The organism is Nostoc flagelliforme FACHB-838 (genome assembly GCF_014698065.1).
GTDB classification, from domain to species: Bacteria; Cyanobacteriota; Cyanobacteriia; order Cyanobacteriales; family Nostocaceae; genus Nostoc; species Nostoc flagelliforme_B.
Window position 1 is genome coordinate 1 of sequence record NZ_JACJSI010000345.1, and the last position, 6,204, is coordinate 6,204.

At 46.5% G+C, this 6,204-nt stretch carries 8 protein-coding genes and 3 pseudogenes; 9 read left to right on the forward strand and 2 right to left on the reverse strand.

What is annotated here, in order from left to right; genetic code table 11:
- Window positions 1-690 precede the first annotated feature (690 nt).
- The 6 genes and pseudogenes from H6G97_RS43135 (at window position 691) to H6G97_RS56315 (ending at window position 3,776) form a co-directional block, all read left to right on the forward strand.
- Window positions 691-1,740, forward strand: a complete 1,050-nt coding sequence (locus H6G97_RS43135; protein WP_190946662.1) for an SGNH/GDSL hydrolase family protein — start codon at window positions 691-693, stop codon at window positions 1,738-1,740.
- A 208-nt stretch (window positions 1,741-1,948) separates the two neighbouring features.
- Window positions 1,949-2,192: pseudogene (locus H6G97_RS55140) on the forward strand (response regulator transcription factor); the annotation flags it as partial.
- A 242-nt stretch (window positions 2,193-2,434) separates the two neighbouring features.
- A complete protein-coding gene (locus H6G97_RS43145) occupies window positions 2,435-2,605 on the forward strand; it encodes a hypothetical protein (RefSeq protein ID WP_199350067.1) in 171 nt (56 codons plus the stop codon).
- A gap of 4 nt (window positions 2,606-2,609) precedes the next feature.
- Complete coding sequence (locus tag H6G97_RS54025) at window positions 2,610-2,738, forward strand: GMC oxidoreductase (protein ID WP_242055994.1); 129 nt, start codon at window positions 2,610-2,612, stop codon at window positions 2,736-2,738.
- A 104-nt stretch (window positions 2,739-2,842) separates the two neighbouring features.
- Window positions 2,843-3,328, forward strand: a complete 486-nt coding sequence (locus H6G97_RS43150; protein ID WP_190946663.1) for a nuclear transport factor 2 family protein — start codon at window positions 2,843-2,845, stop codon at window positions 3,326-3,328.
- Window positions 3,329-3,386: 58 nt separating this feature from the next.
- Entirely contained in the window at window positions 3,387-3,776 is a 390-nt protein-coding gene (locus H6G97_RS56315; protein ID WP_422394270.1) for a pirin family protein, read from the forward strand.
- Window positions 3,777-3,991: 215 nt separating this feature from the next.
- Here H6G97_RS56315 and H6G97_RS43160 read toward each other — a convergent pair.
- Window positions 3,992-4,479, reverse strand: a pseudogene (locus H6G97_RS43160) (PadR family transcriptional regulator).
- Between the two features lie 124 nt (window positions 4,480-4,603).
- On the opposite strand from H6G97_RS43160, the gene H6G97_RS43165 reads away from it, so the two are divergent.
- From H6G97_RS43165 to H6G97_RS43175, 3 genes are all read left to right on the forward strand, one after another.
- Window positions 4,604-5,029 (forward strand): pirin family protein, encoded by a 426-nt coding sequence (locus tag H6G97_RS43165; RefSeq protein WP_242055996.1) that lies wholly within the window; start codon window positions 4,604-4,606, stop codon window positions 5,027-5,029.
- Between the two features lie 130 nt (window positions 5,030-5,159).
- Window positions 5,160-5,639, forward strand: a complete 480-nt coding sequence (locus H6G97_RS43170; RefSeq protein ID WP_242055997.1) for a pirin family protein — start codon at window positions 5,160-5,162, stop codon at window positions 5,637-5,639.
- A complete protein-coding gene (locus H6G97_RS43175; protein ID WP_422394271.1) occupies window positions 5,632-5,943 on the forward strand; it encodes a hypothetical protein in 312 nt (103 codons plus the stop codon). The genes H6G97_RS43170 and H6G97_RS43175 overlap by 8 nt, the downstream gene beginning before the upstream one ends.
- A 79-nt stretch (window positions 5,944-6,022) precedes the next feature.
- Here H6G97_RS43175 and H6G97_RS43180 read toward each other — a convergent pair.
- Window positions 6,023-6,204: pseudogene (locus tag H6G97_RS43180) on the reverse strand (IS4 family transposase); the annotation flags it as partial.

The following is a 6,204-nucleotide window of genomic DNA, read 5'->3' on the forward strand; positions in this document are numbered from 1 at the left end:
ACCTAACAATGTTGCCGACTTTTTACGTCGTTACAATACTTTTTCATCTGCTGTTTAAGCTATTAAAGACTTTTAAGATAATGATAATCAAAAACAGGGGGAGGAGGCGAGCGTCGCTCGCCTCCTCCCCCTTCCCTCCATACGATTATCATTCTTATTAAGGATGTTTTGAGTATTTTAACTGATTGACAAAAAGCGCTTTATCTTAACCTTTCACCGATGGTCCCTACCAGGGGTGGCTCAGACTCATTGCGTCATTTTTATACCCAATTGATTCAGCAGAGTGATGTGCTTTGCACATGCTCCGCGATCGCCAAAACCATTGGATACTTGGTCGTCCTCTCGATGATCATCCCGGATTGCCCGGCCTCAATCTTTGAGAAGCCAGAGCAATGCCAATATTTCTCACAAACCACGCTTATGAAAGTGAACCAGCACGGCAGGCGGGTTTCCACCTGTTGTAGATGAATCTTTCACTCCTCAACAACTATTTCAATGGAAGTATAAAGTGGCTCTGGAGGTGAAAGGTTGGGTAGAGAGAATAAAACAGTTAGGAACTTATTTTTTAGAGTAAATAAGGATGAAAAATCTGCCATACTCGTAGTTTATAGCATTTAAAAACTATAGTGAATTAAAAGTAAAGGTTACACCTTAGAACAGAATTTTAGATATTCGGAAATGCATTGATCTATGCTGAAAAATACAATTTTCAAGACATTTGTTACTGCCACAGTAAGTAGTGCGGCTTTTTTGTGTGTAAGTGTTAATAATGCTTATGCTGCTTCTTTCAACTCTATTTCTCGTATTTATGCTTTTGGTGATAGCTATTCAGATAATGGGGCAGCACTTCGGATTACAACAGCAGCAGTTAACTCTGGGGTGCCTGGAGCATTTATATTCCCCCAAGTAGATGTGTATGACTCTGATGGTCGATGGACAAATAATCCCGGCTTAACATCAGTTGAGGTACTAGCAAAACAAAAAAATTTACAATTAACAGATTATGCTGTGGGTGGTGCAAAAAGCGGTGATGGCAATTTAAGTACTTGGCTTGATAAATATCAAAATACTGGTTTATTCGGTCAAATCGAAGAATATAAAGCAGAAGTTAATCGTGTGCCAGATTCTAAGGGATTATACTTCATTTTTATATCTACAAATGACTTATTAGAAAGGTTTTTTAATAATCAGACTGGTTCGGTCGATGTATTAGCTGATGCTGCTGTTAACAATATTGTTTCTGGAATATCACAACTTGCAGTGCTAGGTGCAGAACAGTTTTTTGTTGTAAATTCTACAGATTTAGCTGCATTACCACTTTTTGAGCAATACTCAGAAGAGGCAGCTAAGTTTAGAGATGTTATCAATAAAAGTCTTCCCGGTCAACTCGATACCCTGAATAAGCAATTAGGTGTCGAAGTTGCACTGTATGACCATGTTGCAATTAGCAACAAAATTCGCTCTACCCCAGCGACATTTGGTTTTACCAATATAAATGATGCCTGCAAACTTTTATACACCACTGGGGGGTTAGAGCCTGGTTGTTCAACACCTGATAATTATTATTACTTCGACGAGATTCATCCTACTCGTCGTGTACATCAAATCATTGGTGAAGATATGGCCAATTTCTTAGATACACAGAAAACACCAACTGTTCCTGAACCATCAAATGTTGTAGCTTTGATATCTTGTATAGGTATAATAAGTTTACTACGGCGTAAAGTTCATAGTAGCTAAGGGTATCACCGTGCCAAAGTAGGTTTCATTGTACGCGCTTGTCCCAAACTTATAGCGGTTCTCAGTTGGGTGCAATATAGTAACAGCAGTGCGTGAACCATCCAATGATGTCTTTTTTAGTTACAGCATTTAAGGCATTTGTAATGGACTCATCTAGGTATTGAGCCGAGATGCGCGACGTGAAAGTTGTGCGTAGAGGCAGTAGCCTATTCCGCCCGATGTAGAAGCAAAGTTGGTACAGCGCCTCAGCAATCCAGAACTGAGTGAAAAAGAACTAGCAGTACTCCGCTCACTGGCGACAGGGGATGAGTAATGCCGATATTGCGACTGCTTTAAGTATCGGTGAAGGTACTGTTAAATCTCATGTTAATCGGATTTTGAATAAGCTAGATGTCAGCGATCGTACTCAAGCGGTAATTGTTGCCGTTAAACGCGGCATCATCAGTTTGTAGGGTGTACTTTCGATCAGATTCGGATTCTAACTTAAGTTATAGCTAGCCTTCTACTTTGCGATGGCACGGTTACTCTATCGATTTGTACTGTAAAAATTTTAACTTGCTATAGACGATAGCTTGAAGGCGATCTCCTATATTGAACTTATTCCGAAAGAAGCTGAGTACTAGAACTGGACACGCCCCAGATAGCTAGGAAAAAATGACATTGATTGAATTTGAATGAAAAAGGAGACAAACCCATGAGCAACACCATTGACACAATGATCGATCCCAATGACGCCGTTCTGCTGCTGATTGATCATCAAAGCGGACTCTTCCAACTTGTGCGTGACATCGAACTCCCAGTCCTCCGCGCCAATGCCACCCCAATGCACGGCATGTGCCGTGCGGAGAAGACTTTACAGGAGTAATGAAATGAAAGGAAATCAAACAATGTTTGACGTCATCATCGTCGATGCCTCGATCTGGCCTGACGTGCCCTCCGTCGCAACGGCTTTCCCGACCATGATGCTGGCCGAAAGCATCGCTGCCCGGATGGCCTAAGAGAAGTACGCAATCAGTGAAAGCAACCCCGCCCGAAAGAGCGATAGCTCTGAGATTTGCCGCAGGGGCATCAACATCATCAACCCCAACTTGGACACAATCAGATGAAACAAGATCATCTCACAAGCGACATCACGCTCGCCACCGCTGCACCCGCACACACGCAAGAGGCTGGCAAGGGTCTGACCGCAGCGCAATTGCTGAAGCTCAGTCTGGACACTTTCCTAGCCAAAGATATTAAGGGCTGGGCTGAACTCTGGGACGAAAACGTCGTCGCCGAATTCCCCTTCGCGCCCGACGTGGCGTCCAGAAAGCTGGTGGGCCGAGCGGCTTTCTACGAGTATTTGAAGAACTATCCCAGCGTCATCGACATTCAAAGTACTCCCACGCTAAAGATCAACGCCACCGACGACCCCAACATGGCTATTGCCGAATGGAGCGTCTCAGGCCGGGTGATCAGCAACGGCAATCCCTATGAAATGAGCTACGCCACGTTTGTCACGTTCAAGAACGGGCTAATCGTCACCTACCGCGAGTACTGGGACCCGATGGTGTTCATGGCAGCCATGAGCGGCGCAAAGTTCTGGTGACCTTGGCGAGTTGCTAAAACCGTTCGTGTTCCTTGACCTAGCCAGTTTTGATGCCACTGTGGGGAACCCTTGGTTCCCCATACACCCGCACTCCGGCATCACGACGCTGACGTTCATGACTCAGGGTAACTTTCGCTATGTGGACACGGCTGGTCAGCAAGGCGTTTTGGCGGCTGGCGGTGTTGAATGGATAAAGGCAGGAAACGGCGCGTGGCACTCGGCACCCCCGTTGGCGACACGCAGGTTAAAGGCTTCCAGCTCTGGATCGCCTTGCCCGCTGCGGAAGAAAACACGCCTGCGCATAGCATCTACCTGGCTCCGTCCGACGTGCCGCAGGAAGGGCCTGCTCGGGCACTATGGCGAGGCGAAAAGCCCTATCAACGCACTGGCGCAGATGACATACCTCTCCGTCTCCATACGTCGTAGCCAATGCTTGAATTTCTGTTGACTTTCCATCGCAATATATTCAAAGGAATTTACGTTGATTGGCTACAGATTGTTGCGATCGCGCAGCGTGTGCATAGCACGTATCGCCTTTTCCAACCAATCTAAATAAGTCTGTTCCCGTTGCTTCACTAAGAGCCTGTCAAGAAACAACTTTTACAATTTATTATCTAGAAAGCTTACAGAGAAAGGATTTCTAGCTCAAAAGAGGCAAGGTTGTTACATGACAAGCTCTAAGTTCAAAACCAGTCGATGCAGTTTTTGTTCGCGCGATGCAGTCGGATTACTCAAAGATAGAGACGCGATCGCCTCACACTGGGCTAGCTTTTCTTGCCGTGCTTCCAGTTCCTGCTCTAGCAGATACACGATCGCCTCGTTCGGCAACTGAGCCGCAAAATAGAGTTGCGCCAGCAACGGCTCTCGCAACACGGGCAACGGATGATGCGTCTGGAGCCAGTGGGTTAACTCTGCTTCACCTGCTTCAGTAATCCGGTAAACCTTGCGATTAGGGCGATCATGCTGAATTGAATCTCGACGGTACAGGTAATCCACCCCTGTGACTCCAGTTTGTCCAAAGTCCGATAAATCTGTGCCTGATCTGCTGGCCACAGATGGGAAATGCAATCGTCAAAGCACTCGGTTTTGAGGTCGTAGCCGGTCCGCTCCTGTTGCTGGAGCAGACCCAGAATCACATGGGCAAGAGACATAGGCGGTTTACCGAACGAACAGGGAGGACAAGCCCTACCCATAGAATTTATATCTTTCTATGCTATTGTATGATTAATCAAGTATAAGACAAATCTTATAAGCTATCTGATTGGAGGCAACTGTATGACAACTCAAACTCAAACACTCCGAACCGTTGCTGGAATCATTAATAGTGTAGAAACGCTTGAAGGAGCAGGCTTCTTGGTGCGTCGTCCCTTTCCCAAGAGTAGCTTTTCCGAGTTTGACCCCTTTCTCCTCGATGAATTGGGTCCCGTGAATCAGAAGCCCGGTCAAGCAAAGGGCGCACCGGATCATCCCCATCGTGGCTTTGAAATCGTCAGCTACGTCCTAGATGGGCGGCTGGAACACAAGGACTCGGTCGGTCATGCCGGACTGCTCAATCCCAGTGATGTGCAGTGGATGACCGCTGGGGCAGGCGTAGTGCATTCCGAAATGCCAGAAGCTGAGTTTACCCGCACGGGTGGGCGACTGCACGGCATTCAACTCTGGGTCAACTTGCAATACGGTTCGGTTAAGCCCAAAAAATAAAAATGTGTAGGTTGGGTTGAGGAACGAAACCCAACATTTTGCGGGGTTTGTTGGGTTTCACTTCGTTCAACTCAACCTACAAATATTCTTAACCGAACCGTATTGGGTCAACTTGCCGCAGCGGGACAAGATGATTGCTCCTCGCTATCAGGAAATTCCATCGGCGCAGATTCCGGTGGCTCAGACCAAAGATGGGTCTGTGACAGTGCGCGTGATTGCGGGAGAAGCGTTGGGGGCGAAAGCGGTGATTGAAACCCGCACCCCGATTATCTACCTGCACTTCACGCTACAACCGGGAGCAAGCATTGTTCAATCGGTACCGAAAGAGTACAACGCCTTTACCTATGTCCTCGATGGGTCTGGTTTGTTTGGTACTGAGCAGGAACGGGGTGAGGATGGGCAAATGGTGATTTTTGCACCTGATGGTGAGGAAGTGGTGATCGCTAATCCTGCGGATGCCACCCAACCCCTTGATCTACTGCTAATTGCTGGAGTGCCACTGAATGAACCTGTGGTGCGCTATGGTCCTTTTGTGATGAACACTGAAGCCGAAATACTTCAGGCGATTGACGATTACCGAAATGGAAGGATGGGACATATTCATGCTTAACACGCTTGAACACCGCATTACCCAACATCAACTGCTGGCCGATACACGCATCAAGCTATTGCATTTGCATAAACTGTTGTTGGATACAGAGCGTATTCGTTACGAACAAGTGCGCGGACAGGTCTCTAAAGGTGAATTGCTGCAACTGGTGATCAATCACGATCAATTTGCCTGGTTGCATCACCTCTCAGAATTGATTGTGCAAATTGATGAGTTAATCCACTCTGATGAGACTATCACCTCCAAGGCGATCGCTCACCATATACTTCCAGGACTGGGAAAAACCGTCAATAATCGCATCTAATAGTGTATAAGCTAAATAATCAGCTTTCTGCTTACGGATAATACCGAATGGCACTAAGAAAAGCCGAAACACTTGCGGGTTAAGCAGTTTGCAATTGGTTTCGTAATTCGTGCCGAGGTTTCGTCATTAAAGGGTAAGCTTTCGGGCGACGTTTACGAACTCGTGGTTCACTTCTACCGGGGCGATCGCTGACAGGCTTGTGGGCAATAACTTTTAGTAAAGTACGATAAATTCGCTGACGTTTTGTTGAAGTTGCGGCTA